Raw genomic sequence first — 19,838 nt, 5'->3', positions numbered from 1 at the left:
CGCTCACCGGCGGGCTCGGCGTGGCCGTCGCCGGCTGCGTCGTGCTCGCCGGAGCGACCGGCGGTCTCGCCGTTGCGCGCGGCCCGGGCCGGGCGCTGGGCGCGCTGCGGGGCGGCCTCGGCGTCAGCGGTGCGCGCGGGCTCGGGGGCCGTCTCACGGGTGCGCTCGGGCGCCGGCGCCCGGTCGGCGGCGGGCTCCGGTGCGCCGGTGCGCTCGGCCCGCTGCGCAGCCGGCTGCCCGGCGCCGCTGATGGCGGCGAGCAGATCGCCCTTGCGCATCTTGGAGGTGCCCTTGACCCCGAGCGTGGCGGCCATCGCCTGCAGCTCGGGCAGGCGCAGCGCGGAGAGCGCAGGCGCCGGGGCGGAACCGCCGGACGTGGTCGCGGCGGTGTCGATGATGTCTGTCACGAAGGACCCTTTCCCTCGTTCGGGCCGCCGACCAGCAGCGACCGTCCCGCTCGGCATGTGCCGGCACGGGTCTCGAACAGCCACGTGTCGCGTGCGACGGCGGCACGCGCATGGCTGGGGTGCTTCCCCGGTCCGTCAGCGGACCCGGACATCCCCTGCGCGTCACGAGCGTGCGGGTCGTCCTGGCAGGACATGCCGTCGCCGTGAGGCAGGAGGTTCGGGGAGCACGGCGATCGTAGCATCGCGCCCGAACTGTCAGGATCACTGTGCTCCGGATCTCACCCTGACGACCGGCCGGGGTGCGGACGCGGCCACCGGGCGGCACCGTCCCGACTGCCGACCGCCCGGCGCACTGGTCACGGCTGCCGCTGCTGCCGCGCCGTCACGACGGATTGCGTGGCGACACCGGTGTCTGAAGGGCGAGATGGCACTGCCGGGACACGAAACGCCCCGGATACCGTTCGCGAACCCCGTCGACATGGCGATCCGCCAGGATGGGGCACCCGCACCCACCTGGAGGACTCCGATGAGCACCCCGCCGTCGCACCTGCTGATCGTCCCCGACCTGGGACAGCTGTCCCGCCGCAGCCTGCTCAAGGGCCTGCTCGTCGGCGGCGCGACCATGGGGGCGCTCGCGGCCTGCGCGCCGTCGTCCTCCTCCCCGACCGCGTCGGGCTCCGCCGGTGTCGGCGCCGACACCGGTGCCGAGATCGACCTGGTCACCATCGCGCTGCCCGGGTCGCTGTCCTCCCTCGACGTCAACACCGAGGCCGGCATCTTCAACTACTACGTCGCCGCGATCGCCCAGGAAGGTCTGCTCCAGGTCGAGCCGGACGGCACGCTCACCCCCGCGCTGGCCAAGGAGTGGAAGCGCGTCGACGCCTCGACCTACGTCTTCACGCTGCGCACCGACGCGAAGTTCGCCGACGGCACACCCGTGACCGTCGACGACGTCCTGTACTCCATCGAGAAGGCGCGCGACCCCAAGGCCAGCCCCGGCACCAGCTGGGCCTGGGCCGGTGTGGACGCGGTGACCCAGACCGGCGCCGACGAGATCACGATCGCGCTGTCCGCGCCCAACGTGGCCTTCGAGTGGAACCCGACCGCCGCCGGTGCGCTGTTCGTCACGTCGAAGGCGTTCTTCGAGAAGGTCGGCACCCTCGGCACCGCGCAGTCGCTCATCCTCGGCTCCGGCCCCTACAAGGCGACCGCCTTCCAGCCCGACTCGTACGCCGAGTTCGAGCGCGTCGACACCTGGTGGGGCGGGGTGCCCAAGGTCAAGAAGGTGCGCTTCGAGTTCATCTCCGACGAGAACGCCCGCCTGCTGGCACGCCGGTCCGGCGACGTCGACCTGGCGTTCAGCGTGCCGATCGGTCAGCTCGACCAGTGGAAGTCGGTTGCCGGCACCCGGATCGAGACCGCGTCGGACCGCTCCTGGGCCGGCATCCTGTTCGACGTCACGGTCGCCCCGTTCGACGACCAGCACGTGCGCACCGCGATCGCGCTGGCCTGCAACCGCAAGGACATCGTCGACGGCGTGCTCGCCGGCAACGGCGAGGTGGCCCTCGGGCTGCCGGCGCCCGCCGTGCTCGCCACCGCGGTCCCGGAGAGCGACGCCCGCACGCTCCTGGGCACCATCCCGCAGTACGACTTCGACCTCGACGCCGCCAAGGCCGAGCTCGCCAAGTCCTCGGTGCCCGGCGGGTTCACGGTCGAGTGGACGTACCCCAACTCCGGCCCCCAGCTGGGACGGGCCGCCCAGGTGATCGCCGCCGACCTGGCGAAGATCGGCATCACGGTCAACGTGGTCGAGCAGCCGCTCGAGCAGTGGCTCGCCTCGATCGGCGACGGGGTGCACGGGCTGTCGTACATGTGGTACTTCCCGACCACGGGCGACCCCGGCGAGCTCGTCGGCTACCTGCTCGGCGAGGGCAACCCGGGCAAGTTCACCGACGACACCGTGGCCGCCAAGCTCACTGCCGCGAACGCCGAGACCGACCCGGCGACCCGGGTCGCGGCCATCATCGCCGCCAACGCCGCGGCCGCGCAGAAGGTGGCCCAGGTGCCGTTGTGGTGGGGCGTGAGCTCGACCGCGGTCGACAAGTCCCTCGGGCTCACCGACTACGGGTCGTTCTTCTTCGTCGGCCCCTGGGGCTCGCGCCTGTACGCCGCGGCATGAGGCTCGCAGCCAGCATCGGCCGACGGCTCGTCGCCACGGCCACGCTGCTGCTCGCGCTGTCGTTCCTCGTCTTCTCGCTGCTCTACCTGGCCCCGGGGGACGTCGCCCGCAACCTGCTGGGCGCCCGTCCGGCCTCCCCCGAGTCGCTCGCGGCGATACGTGAGAAGTTCGGGCTCGACCAGCCCTTCCTCACCCAGTACTGGCACTGGCTCTCCGGGGCGCTCACGGGCGATCTCGGCGAGTCGGTGCGGTCCGGGTCGCAGGTCACCGACGTGCTCGGCCAGCGGGTCGGGCTGACGCTGCAGCTCACCGTCCTGGCCTTCGTCATCGCGCTGGGTGTCGGCGCCCCGGCCGGGATCCGCGCCGCCCGTCGGCACGGGTCGGTGCAGGACAAGACGATCGTCTCGCTCGCCGTCGTCGGGGTCGCCGCCCCGGGGTTCGCCGTCGGCCTCGTGCTGCTCTACGTGTTCGCCGTGATGCTCGGCTGGTTCCCGGTGTACGGCACCGGGGACACCCCGCTCGACCGGCTCTGGCACCTGGCGCTGCCCGCCGTCGCGCTCGCCGCCGGGCTCGCCGCCCTCGTGGTCAAGGTGACCCGCACGGCCGTGCTGCGCGAGCTCGAGTCCGACTACGTCACCTTCGCCCGGGCCCGCGGGCTCACCCCCCGGGCCGTCGCCCGGCTCTACCTCACGAACGCCGCCATCCCGGTGCTCACCAGCGCCGGGCTGCTGCTCGCGTTCCTGTTCGGAGGCACCATCCTGGTGGAGACCACGTTCTCGCTGCCCGGGCTCGGCTCGTTGCTCGCCGAGTCGATCACCTTCAAGGACATCCCGGTGGTGCAGGCCGTCACGCTCGTCGTCGCCGTCGTCATCTCCCTGGCCGCGCTCGCGGTGGACCTGCTCACGCTCGCGGTCGACCCGCGCGTGCGGCGGGCGGGGCTCACGTGAGCGCCGTCGCCGTCCCGCTGGCCCGGCCGCGCGTCGTGCGTCGGCTGCGGTCGCTGCCCGGTGCCGTGCAGGCCGCGTGGGTGGTCATCGCCGTGCTCGCCGTCATGGTGCTCGCCGGGCCCTGGCTCGCCCCGCACGCGCTGGCCCAGGACGTGCTGCTGGGCACCGTCCCGGCTGGCAGCCCCGGGCACCCGCTCGGCACCGATGCGCTCGGCCGCGACGTTCTCGCGCTCACCATCGCCGGGACGAGGTCCGCCCTCGTCGGGCCCCTCGTCATCGCGTTGGGCTCGATGAGCCTGGGGCTGCTGCTCGGCGCCCCCGCCGGCTACCGCGGCGGGCTGCTCGACTCCCTCGTCGGACGCTGGTGCGACCTCGTGCTCGCACTGCCGCCGATCCTGCTCGCGATCGTCGTCGCCGGGGTCATCGGCGGCGGCTACTGGGTGTCGGTCGCGGTGCTCGTCGTGCTGTTCTCGCCGTCGGACACCCGGATGATCCGCTCGGCCGTGCTGGCCACCAGGCACCGGCCCTACCTCGAGGCGACCCGTGTGCTCGGGCTGTCCACGCCGAAGGTGCTCGTGCGTCACGTGCTGCCGAACATCGCCCCCATCGCCCTCACCAACGTCTTCCTCGACGTGGCGTTCGCCCTCGTCGCGATGTCCTCGCTGTCCTACCTGGGAGTGGGTGTGGCGCCGGGTGCGGCCGACTGGGGGCGACAGCTGTCCGACGGGCGCGACCTGCTGTTCTCCAACCCGGCGGCCTCCGTGGTGCCGGGCGTCATGATCATCGTCGCGGCCGTGGCGGCCAACGTGGTCGGCGACTGGTTGGCCGACCGGTTCGGCGTCGGCGAGGCGGTGAGCGCATGAGCACCGTGCTGTCCGCCCGTGACCTGCAGGTGCGTTCCGGCGCCGGGCCGATCGTCACCGGGGTCGACCTCGACCTGCACGCCGGGACGACGCTGGCCGTCGTCGGCGAGTCCGGTTCCGGCAAGTCGATGGTCGCCAAGGCGCTCTCCGGGCTGCTGCCGCGCGGGGTGCACGCCACCGGGCAGGTGGAGCTCGCCGGCGCCCCGCTCGACCTGGCGGGCGGTGAGCGAACCTGGGCGCCGGTACGCGGTCGGCAGATCGCACTGCTGCTGCAGGACCCCTTCACGTCCCTGTCCCCCGTGCACCGCTGTGGTCCCCAGGTGGCTGCGGCGCTGCCGGGCACACCCGACCGGGCGCAGCGGCGCGGCGCGGTCGCGGCGGCGCTCGCCGAGGTCGGGCTGGACCCGGACGTGGCCCGCCGCTACCCGTTCGAGCTGTCCGGCGGGATGCGCCAGCGGGTCGCGATCGCGGCCGCACTGGCCGCCGGTCCGCAGGTGCTGCTGGCCGACGAGCCCACGACCGCGCTCGACGTCACGACGCAGCGGGCCATCCTCGACCTCATCGGCGAGCTGCGCACCAGCCGCGGGATGGCCGTCGTGCTCATCACGCACGACCTGGAGCTGGCCCGCGAGCGCGCCGACGACCTCGTCGTGCTCTACGCCGGCCGGGTGCTGGAGACCGGGCCGGCGCGTGACGTCATGTCCCGGCCGGCGCACCCGTACACCAAGGCCCTGCACGAGGCGAACCCGCCGCTCGAGCACAAGGTGGCCGCGCTCGCGGTGATCGAGGGCAACGTGCCGCGGCCGGCCCAGGTGGCCGGACGCTGCGTGTTCGCCGACCGCTGCCCGAAGGTGCAGGACGTGTGCCGCGAGGGCGAACCGGCGCTGGTCGACCTGGGTGCCGGACGGGGCTCGGCGTGCCTGTTCGCCGCGCAGGAGCTGGCGGCCGCCCCGACCGCACCCGAGCTCGCCCCGCCGGTGCTGGGCACCGACCGGGCGGCGCCGGTCGTGCAGATCACCGGGCTGTCCAAGACCTACGCCGGCGCGACCACCCGGGCGCTGGACGACGTGAACCTCCTGGTCGGCGCGGGTGAGTGCGTCGGCGTGGTCGGTGAGTCAGGCTCCGGCAAGACGACGCTGGCGCGCTGCCTCGTCGGGCTGGAACGAGCCGACGGCGGGCAGATCCGGTTCCTCGGACCGCTCACGCCCACCGGTGACCCCGCCGGGCGGCCCGCGCACCGGCTCGTGCAGATCGTGTTCCAGGACCCGTACTCGGCGCTCGACCCGGCCCTGTCCATCGGTGCAACGTTGGCCGAGGCGCTGGCGGTGGGCGGCCGGCCGCGCACCGACGTGCCCGAGCTGCTCGACCTCGTCGGGCTGCCCGCCACCTACGCCCGACGGCGCCCGCACGCCCTGTCCGGCGGCGAGCGGCAGCGGGTGGCCATCGCCCGCGCCCTGGCCCCCGGCCCGTCGCTCCTGGTCTGCGACGAGTCCGTCTCGGCACTCGACGTCTCGGTGCAGGCCCAGGTGCTCAACCTGCTGCACGAGCTGCGGGCCCGGCTCGGGCTCTCGCTCGTCTTCATCTCGCACGACATGGCCGTGGTGCGCCAGATGGCCGACCACGTCTACGTCATGCTGCGCGGACGGGTCGTCGAGGACGGTCCCACCGACCAGGTGCTGTCCCGTCCGGCCCACGACTACACGCGCGCGCTCATGGCCTCGGTGCCCGGCCGCGCCACCCAGGAGCAGTGATGAGCACCCTCACCGTCACCGTCGACCCGCTCCCCGTGCTGGCGGCCCTGCCCGAAGGCACCACGGGCGGGTACGACGGGCTCGTCGCCGCGGCGCGCGACACCCAGGTGGCCGACCGGTTGGCCGCGGCCGGGGCACCCGCCGAGGCGCTGGCCGGACCGCTGGCGGCCTGGTCCGAGCCCACCTCCTGGCAGGTCCGCAGCCTCGTGCTGGTGCGGGCCGACGACCGGCTCGTCGGGGCCGGGCTGCTCACCGCGCGCCCGCGCACCCGGGGGCTGCGGCTGGCGGCCACCTGGACGTCCGAGCCCGGGTCCGTGCAGGTGGCGACGGCGGTGGTCGACGCGGCCGTCGAGGTGGCCCGGCGGGACGGCTGGGCGACCCTCACCGTCACGGTGCCGCCGGGCGACGAGGCGCTGCAGGCTGCCGGGCTGGCCGCGGGCCTGTCCCCCGTGGCCGCACCCGCCTCGGGTGCGCCGCTGCCGCACGACCCGGACACGCTGGCCCAGGGGCTGCGGCTCGTGCTGGCCGACGTCGAGGTCGACCGGCCGGTGCCCTACATGCGCCAGACCACCGACTACACGTGCGGTCCGGTCGCGGGTTCGATGGCGCTGGCCGGTGCCGGGCTGGCCGGGGCACCCGACCGACGCGCCGAGCTCGCGTTGTGGCGCGAGGCCACCTACATGCCCGGCTGCGACCCGTTCGGGCTGGCGCTCGGGCTCGCCGCGCGGGGTGCCGCCCCGACGGTGTGGACGAGCTCGGCCGACCCGACCCTCGTCGACACCACCTCGAGCGCGCAGACCCAGGACATGCAGCGGTTCGTGCTCGGCGACTTCCACGACCGCGCGCTCGCGGCCGGGCTGCCGGTGCGGCTGGAGCAGCCGACGGTGGCACAGCTGCACGCGCACCTGCGCGCCGGTGGGCTCGCGCTGCTGCTCATCGACCAGCACCCGATGCACCTGGAGCCGTGCCCGCACTGGATCACCGCGCACGGCCTGTGGTCGCGCAGCGACGAGCACGGGGTGCTGGTCGACGACCCGTGGACCGACGTCGACCTCGGTGAGACGTGGCTCGACGCGACCGGGCTGCCGCTGCCGGACGCCACGGTCGAGGTGCTGTGGGGCTGGGGTGGGTCACGCGCCGCCCTGCTGCTGCCGGCCTGAGCCGGACCGTCCGGCGGCGCGCCTGGCGCCGACCCGGCCGCCGCCGGGTCTAGAACCGCTCGACGGTCCCGCCGGTGCGGTCCACCGGCGGCACCAGGATCTGCCAGCCGCCCAGCACCCCGCCGAACACCTCGGCCATCGCGGCCTGGGCGTCGACCTGCCCGTCGACGCCGAGCGCGAGCACCGTCGGCCCGGCGCCGGAGACGACAGCGGGCACACCCCGTCGGCGCAGCGCATCGACCAGGGCCAACGAGTCCGGCATCACCGACCGGCGCTGCTCCTGGTGCAGCCGGTCCTCGGTCGCCTCGAACAGCAGCTCGGGACGACGCCCCAGGGCCTCGACCAGGAGCGCCGCACGGGACAGCTGGAACGCCGCGTCGACGTGCGGCACCTTCTCGGGCAGCACCTTGCGCGCGGTCACGGTGGCCAGCCGGGTGGGCGGCACCGCGACCACCGGGCGGATCGCGTCGTGCAGCGTGAGCGGCACCGCCCGTGGTCCGGGCAGCCAGGCCAGCGTGAGCCCGCCGAGGATCGCCGGGGCCGCGTTGTCCGGGTGCCCCTCGCGCCGGGTGGCCAGCTCGAGCACCCGGTCGTCGTCCAGCGCGTCCGGTTCGGAGATCAGGCCCCGGACGGCCAGGATGCCCGCCACGACGGCCCCAGCCGACGAGCCCAGCCCGCGGCCGTGCGGGATGACGTTGGTGCAGCGCAGGTGCAGACCGGTGCGGGAGACCCCGACCTCGTCCATCGTGTCGAGGATGGTGGCCGCCACCAGGTGCCGGGCCCCGGCGGGCAGCTGCCCGGCGCACTCACCGGCCACCTCGACGACGATCTGCGAGCTCGCGGTGGTGGTCACCTCCACCTCGTCGTACAGCCCGAGGGCCAGCCCCATCGCGTCGTAGCCGGGGCCCAGGTTCGCGCTGGTCGCGGGCACCCGCACGCGCACCCGGTCGGCGGCCAGCCGCACGGCTCAGTCCAGCCCGAGCGCGGCGGCGATGGACATCACGTCCGCCGTCACACGCTGCGGCTCCACGGACTCCCCGTCCGGCCCGCGCAACGCCCACTGCGGGTCCTTGAGCCCGTGCCCGGTGACCGTGACGACGACACGCGCCCCGGCCGGCACCCGACCGGCCTGCGCCAGGGCGAGCAGCCCGGCGACCCCGGCCGCCGAGGCGGGTTCGACGAAGACCCCGACCTGCGCGGACAGCACCTTGTGCGCCGCCAGGATCTGGGCGTCGGTGACCGACTCGATGAGCCCGCCCGAGGTGTCCCGGGCCGCGACGGCCTGGGCCCACGAGGCGGGGTTGCCGATCCGGATGGCGGTCGCGATGGTCTCCGGCTCGGTCACCGGGTGGCCGAGCACGATCGGTGCGGCACCCGCGGCCTGGAACCCCCACATGGCGGGGGTCTTGGTGGACACGGCGCCGTGCGCCGCACCGCCGTCCAGCCCCGCATACTCGCGGTAGCCCTTCCAGTAGGCCGTGATGTTGCCCGCGTTGCCGACCGGCAGGACGTGGATGTCCGGGGCGTCACCCAGGGTGTCCACGATCTCGAAGGCGGCGGTCTTCTGCCCCTCGATGCGGTCGGGGTTGACGGAGTTGACCAGCTCGACCGGGTACGCCTCGGCCAGCTTGCGGGCCGCGAGCAGGCAGTCGTCGAAGTTGCCGTCGACCTGCAGCAGCCGGGCACCGTGCGCGACGGCCTGGGAGAGCTTGCCCATGGCGATCTTGCCGTCCGGCACGAGCACTGCGCAGACCATGCCCGCGCGCGTCGCGTAGGCGGCAGCGGAGGCCGATGTGTTGCCGGTCGAGGCGCACACGACGGCCTTGGCGCCGTGGTGCGCCGCGGCCGACATGGCCGTCGTCATGCCGCGGTCCTTGAAGGAGCCGGTGGGGTTGGTGCCCTCGACCTTCACCCAGACGTCGGCGCCGGTGGCCGCAGACAGCGCGGGCGCCGGCACCAGCGGGGTGCCGCCCTCGAGCAGCGTCACCGGGTGGGTCTGGACGTGCGCGGGCAGACGGTCGGCGTACTCGGCGATGACGCCGCGCCACTGGTGGGCCATCAGGCTCCCTCGACTCGCAGGACGGACACGACACGGTCGACGACGGGCAGCGCCGCCAGGGCCTCGACCGTCGCCGCCCGCGCAGCCTCGGTGGCCGCGTGGGTGGAGATCACCAGGTGGGCGGGGCCGGTGCCGGTGGGCGTCTGGCGGACGGCTTCGATGGACACCCCGAGGTTGGCCAGCGCCGCGGCGACCTGGGCGAGCACGCCGGGCCGGTCGGCCACGTCGAGCCGCACCTGGAACCGGGAGACCGCGGCGTGCGCGGGCAGCACCGGCAGCTCGGCGTAGAACGACTCGGCCGGGCCGCGCCCGCCGACCACCCGGTGCCGGGCGACCGAGACGAGGTCGCCGAGCACGGCCGACGCCGTCGGCACCCCGCCCGCACCCGGGCCGTAGAACATGAGCTGACCGGCGGCCTCGGCCTCGACGAAGACGGCGTTGAACGCCCCGCGCACACCGGCCAGCGGGTGCTCGAGCGGGACGAGCGCGGGGTGCACCCGCACGCTGATGCCGCCGTCGAGCCGTTCGGCCACCGCGAGCAGCTTGAGCACGTGCCCGGTACGCGCGGCCCAGGCGACGTCCTCGTCGGTGAGGCCCGTGATGCCCTCACGGGCGACGTCGTCGAGCGAGACGCGGGTGTGGAACGCCAGCGAGGCGAGGATCGCGGCCTTGGCGGCGGCGTCGAAGCCCTCGACGTCGGCGGTCGGGTCGGCCTCGGCGTAGCCCAGGCGCTGGGCGTCCTTGACGGCCCGCTCGAGGTCGAGGTCGTCGGAGGCCATCGTGTCGAGCACGAAGTTCGTGGTGCCGTTGACGATGCCGAGCACGCGGCGCACGGTGTCCCCGGCCAGCGACTCGCGCACCGCGCGCACCACCGGGACCGCACCGGCGACCGCGGCCTCGAAGTACAGGTCGACCCCGGCCGCGTCGGCCGCGGCGTACAACGTGGGTCCGTCGGCCGCGAGCAGCGCCTTGTTGGCGGTGACGACGCTGGCGCCGTGCTCGATCGCGGACAGCAGCAGCGTGCGCGCCGGCTCGACCCCACCCATGAGCTCGACGACGAGGTCGGCGCGCGTCACCAGCTCGGCGGCGTCGGTGGTGAGCAGCGCGCGGTCGACCACCGGGTCGCGCTCGGCGTCCAGCGAGCGCACCGCGACCCCGACGAGCTCGAGCCGCGCCCCGGTGCGGGCGGTCAGGTCGTCGGCCTGCTCGGTGAGGAGCCGGACCACCTGGGTGCCGACCACACCGCAGCCGAGCACAGCCACCTTCAACGCGTCCGGCACCGACCTGACCTCTCCTCGGGAACGGGGCCCAGGATAGGGCGAAGCCGACGGGGGGCGGTGAGCCTGTCCGCCCCTCAGCCCTGGTCGAGCGCGAGCAGGTCCTTCTCGGTCTCCCGGCGGATGAGCACCCGGGACACCCCGTCGGCCACCGCCACCACCGGCGGGCGCGGCACGAGGTTGTAGTTGGAGGCCATCGACCGCCCGTAGGCACCGGTCGCCGCCACCGCGAGCAGGTCACCGCGGCGCACATCGGCCGGCAGCAGGCAGTCGTGCACGACGATGTCGCCGGACTCGCAGTGCTTGCCGACGACCCGGGCCTGGACCAGGTCCGGTGAGCCGACCCGGTCGGCGAGCACGGCGTGGTAGGCGGCGCCGTACAGCGCCGGGCGGATGTTGTCGCTCATCCCGCCGTCCACCGACACGTAGGTGCGCACGGTCCCGTCCGAGAGCTGCACCGGCTTGACGGTGCCCACCCGGTAGAGCGTGAGACCCGCCGGCCCGACGACGGCCCGGCCGGGCTCGATCGAGAAGCGCGGCAGCGGGGTGCCCAGCCCGGCGGCAGCCTCGGCCGCGGCGCTGGCCAGCTCCTTGGCGATGCGCTCGGGGGCCAGCGCGACGTCCTGCGGCAGGTAGGCGATGCCGAACCCGCCGCCGAGGTCCACCTCCGGGACGAGGACGCCCGTGCGGGCGGCCAGCTCGGCGCGCACCGCGAGCACCTTGGCGGTCACCGCGGCGAACCCCGCCGGGTCGAGCACCTGCGAGCCGATGTGCGCGTGCAGCCCGATGAGCTCCAGCTCGGGACGGGCCAGCACCGCGAGCAGCGCCGTCATCGCCGGGCTGTCGCCGCCGTCGGGCGCCGGGGCGATCGACAGCCCGAACTTCTGGTCCTCGTGGCTGGTCGCGATGTACTCGTGGCCGCCGGCGTGCACGCCCGTGGTGAGCCGGACCATGACGCGGGCCGGGCCGGTCGCGCGGCGGGCCACCGCATCCGCGACGCGGTCCACCTCGTCGAGCGAGTCGAGCACGATGCGTCCGACCCGGGCGTCGAGCGCCCGGGCGATCTCGCCGTCCGACTTGTTGTTGCCGTGCAGCCCGATGCGCTCCCCCGGGACACCCGCGAACAGCGCGACGCCGAGCTCACCACCCGTCGAGGTGTCCACCAGGAGGCCCTCGTCGGCGACCCAGCGCGCGACGGCCACCGACAGGAACGCCTTGCCGGCGTAGTACACGTCGACACCGGTGCCGATCTCGGCGAACGCGGCCTGGAACACCAGGCGCAGCACCCGCGCCCGGGCCCGCAGGTCGAGCTCGTCGAGCACGTAGGCCGGGGTGCCGTGCTCGTCGGCGAGCGCCCGCACGTCGAGGCCGCCGACACGCAGCGCACCGTCCTCGCCCCGCTCGACCGAGGCCGACCAGGGCGATCCCAACGGGCCGCGGGCGTCCGCCGGCTCGTTCACATCCGCTCCGGGGCACTGACCCCGAGCAGCCCCAGCCCGGTGGCGAGCACCTGGGTCGTCGCATCGTTGAGCCAGAGCCGGGTGCGGTGCACGTCGGACACCTCCTCGTCCCCGAACGGGGTGACGCGGCGCTGGTCGTACCACTTGTGGTACGCCCCGGCGAGCTCCTCCAGGTAGCGCGCGACGCGGTGCGGCTCGCGCACGGTCGCGGCCTGCTCCACCACGCGCGGCAGCTCGGCGAGCTGGCCCAGCAGCACGGCCTCCGACTCGTGGTCGAGCAGGCTCGCGTCGAACCCGTCGGCCCGGCGCACCCCGGCCGCGGCCGCGTTGCGCGCGACGTTGACCGTGCGGGCGTGGGCGTACTGCACGTAGAACACCGGGTTCTCGTTGGTGGCCTTGGCCAGCAGGTCGAGGTCCAGGTCGATCGAGGTGTCGTAGGACGAGCGCACGAGCGAGTACCGCGCCGCGTCGACGCCGACCGCGTCCACCAGGTCGTCGATCGTCACGACGGTGCCGGCGCGCTTGCTCATCCGCACCGGTTCGCCGTCCTTGACCAGGTTGACCAGCTGGCCGATGAGGATCTCGAGGTTGACCCGCGGGGTGTCACCGAACGCCGCGCACACGGCCATCATCCGGCCGATGTACCCGTGGTGGTCGGCGCCCAGCATGATGACGACCCGGTCGAAACCGCGCTCGCGCTTGTCGAGGTAGTAGGCGATGTCCCCGGCGATGTAGGCGGCCTCGCCGTCGGACTTGATGACGACGCGGTCCTTGTCGTCGCCGAAGTCCGTGGTGCGCAGCCACGTCGCGCCGTCCTGCTCGTAGATGTGCCCGGCCGCGCGCAGCCGCGCCACCGCCCGGTCGACGGCGCCCGAGGAGTGCAGCGCGTCCTCGTGGAAGTAGACGTCGAAGTGCACGCCGAAGTCGGCCAGCGAGGCCTTGATCTCGTCGAACATGAGGTCGACCCCGCGGCGGCGGAACGCCTCGGTGGCCTCGGCGTCGTCGAGCGTGCGCGGGTCGGGCTCACCGGCGGCCGCCGCGTCGGCGATCACCCGGTCGGCGATGTCGGAGATGTACTGGCCGCCGTAGCCGTCCTCCGGGGCCTCCAGGCCGCGGGCGCGGGCCAGCAGCGAGCGGGCGAACCGGTCGATCTGCGCACCGTGGTCGTTGAAGTAGTACTCGCGCTCGACGCGGGCACCGGCAGCCGTCAGGACGCGGGCGAGGGAGTCCCCCACCGCGGCCCAGCGCACCCCGCCGATGTGCAGCGGACCGGTCGGGTTGGCCGAGACGAACTCCAGGTTGACGCTCTGCCCGGCGAGGCTGTCCCCGCGCCCGTAGGCGGGGCCCTGCTCGACGATGGTGCGCGCCAGCTCACCGGCGGCAGCGGTGTCGAGCCGGATGTTGAGGAAGCCCGGGCCGGCGATCTCGACGGCTGCGACCCCCGGGGTGCTCGACAGGCGTGCGGCCAGGTCGGTGGCCAGGGCACGCGGGTTGGTGCCGGCCGGCTTGGCCAGCTGCAGGGCCACGTTGGTCGCCCAGTCGCCGTGCTCGCGCTGCCGCGGTCGCTCCAGGTGCACCTGCGCAGGGACCTGCGCGGGGTCGAGTGCGAGGGTGCCGTCCTCGACGGCGTTCAGCAGTGCGGCCCGCAGGGCCGCGGCGAGCTGTGCGGGGGTCATTCGGTCAGCGTACCGAGGAGCCGACCACCACCGTGCCGCACATAGGACGATCGGCCCCGGCGGACCTCCCGGCGTGGAACACTGAGACCCATGCCGGGACGAGGACGTTGACGCGATGGCGCGCAGACCAGGACTGATCGACGCGACCGTCGAGGAGCTGCGGTCCCGGATCGTGTCGGGGCAGTGGCCGGTGGGCACCCGCATCCCGACCGAGCCGGCACTCGTCGAGCTGCTCGGCGTGGGCCGCAACACCGTGCGCGAGGCCGTCCAGGCACTCGTGCACTCCGGGCTCGTGGAGCGGCGGCAGGGGTCGGGCACCTACGTGCTCGGCGTCTCCGAGCTGGCCGTCACCATGGGCCGCCAGATCGCCGACGCCCGCCAGTCCGACGTGGTGGAGGTGCGCCGCGCGCTCGAGGTCGAGGCCGCCCGGCTGGCCGCCCGCCGCCGCACCCCGGCCGAGGCCGCCGCGATCGAGACGGCCCGCACCCAGCGGCGCGACGCCTACCTGGCCGGTGACCTCGACGCGATGGTCGAGACCGACCTGTCGCTGCACCGCGCGATCGTGCGGGCCTCCGGCAACCCGGTGCTCATCGACCTGTACGACAACCTCATCGACGCCATCGGCGAGAACATCCGGTTCAACTTCGTCACCGACGGCGACACCCACGGGGCCGCGGCGCACGACGGTCTGGTGCGCACGATCATCGAGCAGGACGCCGGTGGCGCCGGCCGCGAGACCGCCGACTACCTCTCGGCGCTGCTCGACGAGCCCGAGGGCTGATAGGGTCGTCCCCCGAACGCCCGCGAGGGCGTCCCGCGCCTGTAGCTCAGTGGATAGAGCGTCTGCCTCCGGAGCAGAAGGTCGCAGGTTCGAATCCTGTCAGGCGCACGTTCGTCGAAGGGCGCGACCTCCACTGGGGTCGCGCCCTTCGCCATGCCGGGTGACCTGCGAGAACACCGGCCAGATGGCGGTCGGCAGAGCGACTGGCCGCCGGGCGACCTCAGATCGAGCTCACCGGTGAGGGGGGCCTTGACTGCCACCCGGGCTCAGTCGGGGGGATGCCGTAGCTCTTGTCGGTCAGGTCGTCCCAGTCGCCGAACGCGGGTCGGTCCATCCAGAACCCCTCGCTGTGGACGTGCTCACTGGTGCCCACGTCCTTCGTCGAGTGCTCCTTGTCCACGATGATGACGGTGGCCGACCCGTCCGGCTCGAACGCGCAGGTGACGTGCCGCAGGGCCTGGAACTCGACGTACTCGTGCTCGTCGTCGGGGTAGGTGTAGTCGATCGTTCGCGACCGCCACAACCGACCGTCGATCGGGGCGTAGTCGGTGAGGTGAGTGACCGACCCGACCGGGGAGAAGAACCGTGCCCTCACCCAGCCGTTCGGTGCGAAACCGACCGTCCACCGAGCCTGGACGGTCTGCTCGTCGATCACCTGCGACGCGTCCACCACGACGAACGAGCGGTCCAGCGTCGCGTACCGCGCGCGCGCCTCGTCGAGGGTCATCCAATGACACTCAGGGAACGGGCGCCCAGTCTGCGAGCTCCAGTGCTCGGTGTACCGCACCGGGCCGGTCACGGCGCCCCCTTCGGCAGTCGGTAGATCGTCCCGGCAGGATCCACGATCATGACGTCCTTCTCGGCAGCGAAGCGATGCACGTCGAGCGGGACCGGGGTGCTCTGCACCGGGACCTCGAGCATCATCTGACCGCCGAGCGGTCGCCGATCGACGACCGCTCGGCAACCGCTCACACGGCCGCCGACCCGCGGGCTTCGATCGCGCGCCGAACGATCCGCCGCTCCCTCATCCTGCGGATCTCGGGTTCGACGCCCAGCGCGAGCACGTTGGCAGTGGCATGGAGAGCGATCACCCAGAGCAGCTGCCCGGTGACCAGGTAGACCGCCATGAGGACGACGCCAACGACAGTGGCGTTGACCAGTCCCACCGCCTTCTGCTCCACATGCAGCGCGACGAAGACAACGGTAGGCGCGACCACCGCCAGAGCGACGCCGGCCCCTCGGGTGTACAAGAGCGTCGGCAGAAGGGCGCGGAACACGACCTCCTCGAGACACCCCAGGACCGCTGATCCGATGGTCATCACGGTGTGCTCGGCCCTGCCCGTCGTCGCGAAGACCTGGTCGAGCCGGCGTCCGATCTGCCGGTCCGAGAAGGGCCGCAGAACGAGGTACTGCCAGGAGACGGACAGCAGTGAGACGGCGACGAGGCCGACGAGGACCGGCGCGGCGGATCCGGACCCGGGGTCGAGCCGCGTGCGCACCCAGCTGACGGCACCGAGGGCGCCGGCCGCGTCCAGGAACTGCGCCACCGGGGCGCCTCCAAGGTCGCGCGCGAGAAGAGCGAGAGCAACCAGCACCGCGATGCGCAGCAGATACGAGCCGATCAGTCGTGGCATGCGTTCACCGCGCAGCCCCAGGGGTCGCGGCCGCACGAGCATGACACCGATGCTCGTCGAGATCAGGAGGGAACAGACGAGGAAGTACTCCGGCGTCAGATCACTGGGACGCATCGCCGACCCCGGAGACCTGGGGTGCCCACCCCCCGTCGAGGCACGCGGCCACCCGGTCCAGGAAGTCGCGACTCCCTGTCCGGGTCCCTGCCTCGATGCGTCCGAGCACGCGTCGTCCTAGGTACCTCGCCTGGGGCCGCAGGTCGTCGACGTCGACCACGCAGGTCAGACGCAGGAGAGATCCAGCGATCGTTGGCGTGACCTCGTGCACGTTCTCGAACGGGACGGCGGGTACTGGTTCGATCTGCCGAACCCGGGCGCCCAGCCCGGACGGCGCGCGCTCCACCGCGAGAAGCACCCGGTCACCGGGGCCGCCAGGACGCACGACGAGCTCGTGGATCTCCCGCCCGGCCTCCGGCTGCCGGCGCGCTCCGCTCAGGATGCCCTCGGCGAGGAGATGAGCGTGCTCGGGCGGCTCGATCAGTGCCCAGACGCTGGACGGCGGATGGCTGAGCTCGATCGACTCCGGCCAGCGCAGGACGCGTGCGCCGGGGCCATCCCCGTCGCTCGCGGCCAGGACAGGATCGACGTCCGCGAGGCCGGTGCGAATCGTGCGCACCCGGACGCCGAGCACCTCCAGGATCGTCGCAGCCACCGAGTCCGGTTCGTCGAGCAGCCCGAGCAGGAGGTGCTCCGTGGTGATCGGCGCCCTGAGCGGGGCATAGCCCGTGGCGCTGCGCAGGACTCGTCCAAGGACGGGCGAGTACGCCACGGTGCCGGAGGTGCGGGGCCCGAGCTCCTGCAGCGCCTCGACACCCGCGACCACCGCGTCGACATCGGCACCGCACCGCGCGAGCGTGATCCCCGCGGGACCCCAGACGTCGTCCGCGAGCGCCGCGAGAAGCTCTCCGCTCCCCACCCGCTGGCGTGGCTGCCCGATAGCCTTCGCGGCTGCCAGCACGTAGGTCGCGCGGCGGCTGAGGTTCAGGGGGTCCCTGCCGCTCATCACCCTCGTAGACCTTCCGCCAGCCGGCGGCTCCGCCCCCGGCCGAAGCCCGAAGCTCGCTGTTCCGGGACCACGACCCGGCAGCGCGGGTCCGAGGGGTGCAAGCACGCCATGGCGCGACGGTAGCGGCGCAGGCCGGCATCGATCCGGCGATCCGACACCCGGACGAGGTGTTCATTCGGACGTCTCCCGACGGTCGCCAGGTGCCGACCCCGCAGTCGTCGGACCGGACCGGTCAGCGCGTGCTCCCCGCCTTCCGGGTCCAGCGTCCGGGGCGGACGGCCAGGCTCAGCCCGCGCCGTGTCGACGGTGACCGCTGGAGGACCACCCCGTCGATCCCGCCCGGCCCTCAGGCGTCGACGACGCACCACGCACGTCGCACCCGCGCCCGCGTCGGCACGCAGCACACCGGCCCGGCCGGGGACCGCCGCGAGGGCGACCACCCGGCCGGGCCGGTACACATCGGACCCGAAGGGCCCGCCTCAGGCCGGGACCGCCCCCACCAGGGCGCCCGGACGCTGCTCGGGGACGGTGCCGCCGGCGGCGCGCACCACCGTGCCGCTGCGGCCCTGCATCGCCAGCGGTGCCTTCTCCAACGAGCAGATCACCGCGGTGCGACCCGGCCCGCTCGCGGCGAACTGCATCGCCGCCTGGACCTTGGGCAGCATCGAGCCGGCGCCGAACTGGCCCTCGTCGACGTACCGCTGGGCGGTCGCCAGGTCCAGCCGGTCCAGGTCGCGCTGGTCCGGGGTGCCGAACCCGATCGCGACCCGGTCCACGGCGGTGAGGATGAACAGGTAGTCCGCCCCCACCACCTCGGCCAACTTCGCCGAGGCGAAGTCCTTGTCGATGACCGCCGGGACCCCGTGCAGGTCACCGTGCTCGTCCCGCACCACGGGCACGCCTCCCCCGCCGCACGCGACCACGATGAACTCGTGGTCGAGCAGGTTGAGGATCGAGTCCCGCTCGACGATGCCGACCGGCCGCGGTGAGGCGACCACCCGGCGCCAGCCCCGGCCGGCGTCCTCGACCATGACGAGGTCGGGGTCCGCGTCGGACATCGCCTGCGCGGTGGCCTCGTCGTAGAACCCGCCGATCGGCTTGGTCGGCCGGGTGAACGCCGGGTCGTCGGCCGCGACCTCCACCTGGGTGACCACCGAGGCGACGTGCCACGGCATGCCGACCCGGTGCAGCTCCTTGGCCAGGCCCTGCTGCAGGTGGTACCCGATGTACCCCTGGCTCATGGCCGTGCACTCGGGCAGGTCCATCGCGCTCACCTTGTCGGTGTGCTGGGACGCCACCTCGAAGGCCAGGGAGATGGCCCCGACCTGCGGGCCGTTGCCGTGGGACACGATGATCTCGTGCCCCTGGGCGATGAGGCCCACCAGGGACGGCGTCGCCTCCTCGATCCGCGCCCGCTGCTCGGCCGCGGTGCTGCCCAGGGCGTTGCCGCCGAGGGCGATGACGATGCGGGACATTCAGAGGATCCCGGCCAGGACGTGCTCGAGCTCGGCACGGGCGTCGTCGACCTTGACCGGGTTGACGACCTCCGGACGCAGGAAGTAGACGAGCAGCGCCCGCTGGGCCGTGAGGCGGTTGCCGGCCTCGTCGAACGCGAGCGAGTACGCCGAGTCGAGCACCTCGTCGGTGACCTCCTCGCCGCGGGTGGCGGGCAGGCAGTGCATGAACTTCGCACCCTCACCGGCCAGGGCCATGAGCTCGGCGTTGACCTGGTACTTCGGCATGAACACGGCGAGCCGCTCGGCCTCGCCGAGCTCGGCCTCGTAGTCGCCGTACCAGACGTCGGTGTAGACGAAGTCGGCACCCTCGAGCGCCTTGTGCGCGTCGTCGGTCACCAGGATGCTGCCACCGGACACGGCGCAGTTCGCCCGGCCCAGGTCCTGCAGGGACTCGCGCAGCTGGAACCGCTCCGGGCCGAACTGGGCGAACTCCATGCCCATCTTCGTGGTGATCATCATGAGCGAGGCGCACACCTGGGTGGCGTCGCCGACGAAGACGACCTTGCAGTCCTCGAGGCGCTTGCCGGCCGGCAGGTGCTCGACCATCGTGATGAGGTCGCCGATCTCCTGCGTCGGGTGGTTGTAGTCCGACATGCCGTTGAGCACCGGGATGGTCGCGTGGGCGGCCAGGTCGACGACGGTCTGGTGCCGGGCCACGCGGGCCATCACGACGTCGACCAGGCGGGACAGGACGCGCGCGGTGTCCTCGATGGACTCGTGCCCGCCGAGCTGGATCTGGCCGGGCGCCAGGTACTGGGCGTGCCCGCCGAGCTGGGACATCGCGGTCTCGAACGAGACCCGGGTGCGGGTCGAGGACTGCTCGAAGATCATGCCGAGCGTGCGCCCGTGCAGCAGCGGCGGGAAGTAGCCGACCTGCACGCACTTCTTGAGGGTGAGGCCGAGGTCGACGATGTCGAGGATCTCGGCCTTGGTGAGGTCCTGGGTGTCGATGAAGTTCCGGACGGTCATGATCGTCTCCTTCGAACGGTGCCGCGCAGGGTGCGGGCAGGGTGCTGACGGGGGTGCTGCGGGTAGGTCGAGCTCCAGGCACGTCCGGGCGGACG

The 19,838-nt window shown here is 73.5% G+C and carries 18 protein-coding genes and 1 tRNA gene; 7 read left to right on the top strand and 12 right to left on the bottom strand.

What is annotated here, in order from left to right; genetic code table 11:
• The coding region (locus F2B26_RS17165; protein WP_235929488.1) for a Rho termination factor N-terminal domain-containing protein at positions 1-407 on the bottom strand (407 nt) is incomplete at its 3' end.
• A gap of 526 nt (positions 408-933) precedes the next feature.
• Between F2B26_RS17165 and F2B26_RS03995 the strand changes: the two genes are divergently transcribed.
• The 5 genes from F2B26_RS03995 to F2B26_RS03975 are packed head-to-tail and all read left to right on the top strand — an operon-like array spanning position 934 to position 7,307.
• Complete coding sequence (locus tag F2B26_RS03995) at positions 934-2,586, top strand: ABC transporter substrate-binding protein (RefSeq protein ID WP_159806680.1); 1,653 nt, start codon at positions 934-936, stop codon at positions 2,584-2,586.
• Entirely contained in the window at positions 2,583-3,533 is a 951-nt protein-coding gene (locus F2B26_RS03990; protein WP_159806678.1) for an ABC transporter permease, read from the top strand. Before F2B26_RS03995 ends, F2B26_RS03990 begins: the two co-directional genes overlap by 4 nt.
• Positions 3,530-4,396: an ABC transporter permease gene (locus tag F2B26_RS03985; protein WP_201292598.1), complete on the top strand. Its 867-nt coding sequence runs from the start codon at positions 3,530-3,532 to the stop codon at positions 4,394-4,396. Before F2B26_RS03990 ends, F2B26_RS03985 begins: the two co-directional genes overlap by 4 nt.
• Positions 4,393-6,147, top strand: coding sequence for an ABC transporter ATP-binding protein (locus F2B26_RS03980; RefSeq protein WP_159806676.1), 1,755 nt, complete (start codon positions 4,393-4,395; stop codon positions 6,145-6,147). The genes F2B26_RS03985 and F2B26_RS03980 overlap by 4 nt, the downstream gene beginning before the upstream one ends.
• Positions 6,147-7,307 carry a peptidase C39 family protein gene (locus F2B26_RS03975; protein ID WP_159806674.1) on the top strand — a complete coding sequence of 387 codons (1,161 nt, stop codon included), beginning with the start codon at positions 6,147-6,149 and terminating at the stop codon, positions 7,305-7,307. Before F2B26_RS03980 ends, F2B26_RS03975 begins: the two co-directional genes overlap by 1 nt.
• A gap of 49 nt (positions 7,308-7,356) precedes the next feature.
• Here F2B26_RS03975 and thrB read toward each other — a convergent pair whose 3' ends face one another.
• From thrB to argS, 5 genes are all read right to left on the bottom strand, one after another.
• A complete protein-coding gene (thrB, locus tag F2B26_RS03970; protein WP_159806672.1) occupies positions 7,357-8,271 on the bottom strand; it encodes a homoserine kinase in 915 nt (304 codons plus the stop codon).
• Positions 8,272-8,274: 3 nt separating this feature from the next.
• Positions 8,275-9,366, bottom strand: a complete 1,092-nt coding sequence (gene thrC, locus F2B26_RS03965) for a threonine synthase (protein WP_159806670.1) — start codon at positions 9,364-9,366, stop codon at positions 8,275-8,277.
• Positions 9,366-10,646 (bottom strand): homoserine dehydrogenase, encoded by a 1,281-nt coding sequence (locus tag F2B26_RS03960; protein WP_159806668.1) that lies wholly within the window; start codon positions 10,644-10,646, stop codon positions 9,366-9,368. The genes thrC and F2B26_RS03960 overlap by 1 nt, the downstream gene beginning before the upstream one ends.
• 74 nt (positions 10,647-10,720) lie before the next feature.
• Positions 10,721-12,103 (bottom strand): diaminopimelate decarboxylase, encoded by a 1,383-nt coding sequence (gene lysA / locus F2B26_RS03955; protein ID WP_159806666.1) that lies wholly within the window; start codon positions 12,101-12,103, stop codon positions 10,721-10,723.
• The gene (argS, locus tag F2B26_RS03950) at positions 12,100-13,779 is read right to left on the bottom strand and encodes an arginine--tRNA ligase (RefSeq protein ID WP_159806664.1); all 1,680 of its coding nucleotides are present in this window, start codon (positions 13,777-13,779) and stop codon (positions 12,100-12,102) included. Before argS ends, lysA begins: the two co-directional genes overlap by 4 nt.
• 115 nt (positions 13,780-13,894) lie before the next feature.
• Between argS and F2B26_RS03945 the strand changes: the two genes are divergently transcribed.
• The gene (locus tag F2B26_RS03945; RefSeq protein WP_159806662.1) at positions 13,895-14,560 is read left to right on the top strand and encodes a FadR/GntR family transcriptional regulator; all 666 of its coding nucleotides are present in this window, start codon (positions 13,895-13,897) and stop codon (positions 14,558-14,560) included.
• A 35-nt stretch (positions 14,561-14,595) separates the two neighbouring features.
• A tRNA-Arg gene (locus F2B26_RS03940) sits at positions 14,596-14,668 on the top strand.
• A 112-nt stretch (positions 14,669-14,780) separates the two neighbouring features.
• Here the strand turns inward: F2B26_RS03940 and F2B26_RS03935 are convergent.
• The 6 genes from F2B26_RS03935 to ptcA all read right to left on the bottom strand — a co-directional run bounded on the left by F2B26_RS03935 (position 14,781) and on the right by ptcA (position 19,743).
• The gene (locus F2B26_RS03935) at positions 14,781-15,287 is read right to left on the bottom strand and encodes a hypothetical protein (protein WP_159806660.1); all 507 of its coding nucleotides are present in this window, start codon (positions 15,285-15,287) and stop codon (positions 14,781-14,783) included.
• Positions 15,288-15,355: 68 nt separating this feature from the next.
• On the bottom strand, positions 15,356-15,481 hold the full coding sequence (locus F2B26_RS17575) for a hypothetical protein (protein WP_268891093.1): 126 nt from the start codon (positions 15,479-15,481) through the stop codon (positions 15,356-15,358).
• Between the two features lie 47 nt (positions 15,482-15,528).
• Positions 15,529-16,308: a CPBP family intramembrane glutamic endopeptidase gene (locus tag F2B26_RS03930; RefSeq protein WP_159806658.1), complete on the bottom strand. Its 780-nt coding sequence runs from the start codon at positions 16,306-16,308 to the stop codon at positions 15,529-15,531.
• Positions 16,295-17,254 carry a Clp protease N-terminal domain-containing protein gene (locus F2B26_RS03925; protein WP_159806656.1) on the bottom strand — a complete coding sequence of 320 codons (960 nt, stop codon included), beginning with the start codon at positions 17,252-17,254 and terminating at the stop codon, positions 16,295-16,297. The genes F2B26_RS03930 and F2B26_RS03925 overlap by 14 nt, the downstream gene beginning before the upstream one ends.
• A 482-nt stretch (positions 17,255-17,736) precedes the next feature.
• Positions 17,737-18,732, bottom strand: a complete 996-nt coding sequence (arcC, locus tag F2B26_RS03920; protein WP_159806654.1) for a carbamate kinase — start codon at positions 18,730-18,732, stop codon at positions 17,737-17,739.
• Positions 18,733-19,743 carry a putrescine carbamoyltransferase gene (gene ptcA, locus F2B26_RS03915; RefSeq protein WP_159806652.1) on the bottom strand — a complete coding sequence of 337 codons (1,011 nt, stop codon included), beginning with the start codon at positions 19,741-19,743 and terminating at the stop codon, positions 18,733-18,735.
• Positions 19,744-19,838: the final 95 nt, after the last annotated feature.

The organism is Cellulomonas citrea (assembly GCF_009829685.1).
Classification (GTDB): domain Bacteria; phylum Actinomycetota; class Actinomycetes; order Actinomycetales; family Cellulomonadaceae; genus Cellulomonas; species Cellulomonas citrea.
Note: the sequence above shows the minus strand (reverse complement) of the source record. Positions and strands in the feature narration are given on the sequence as shown.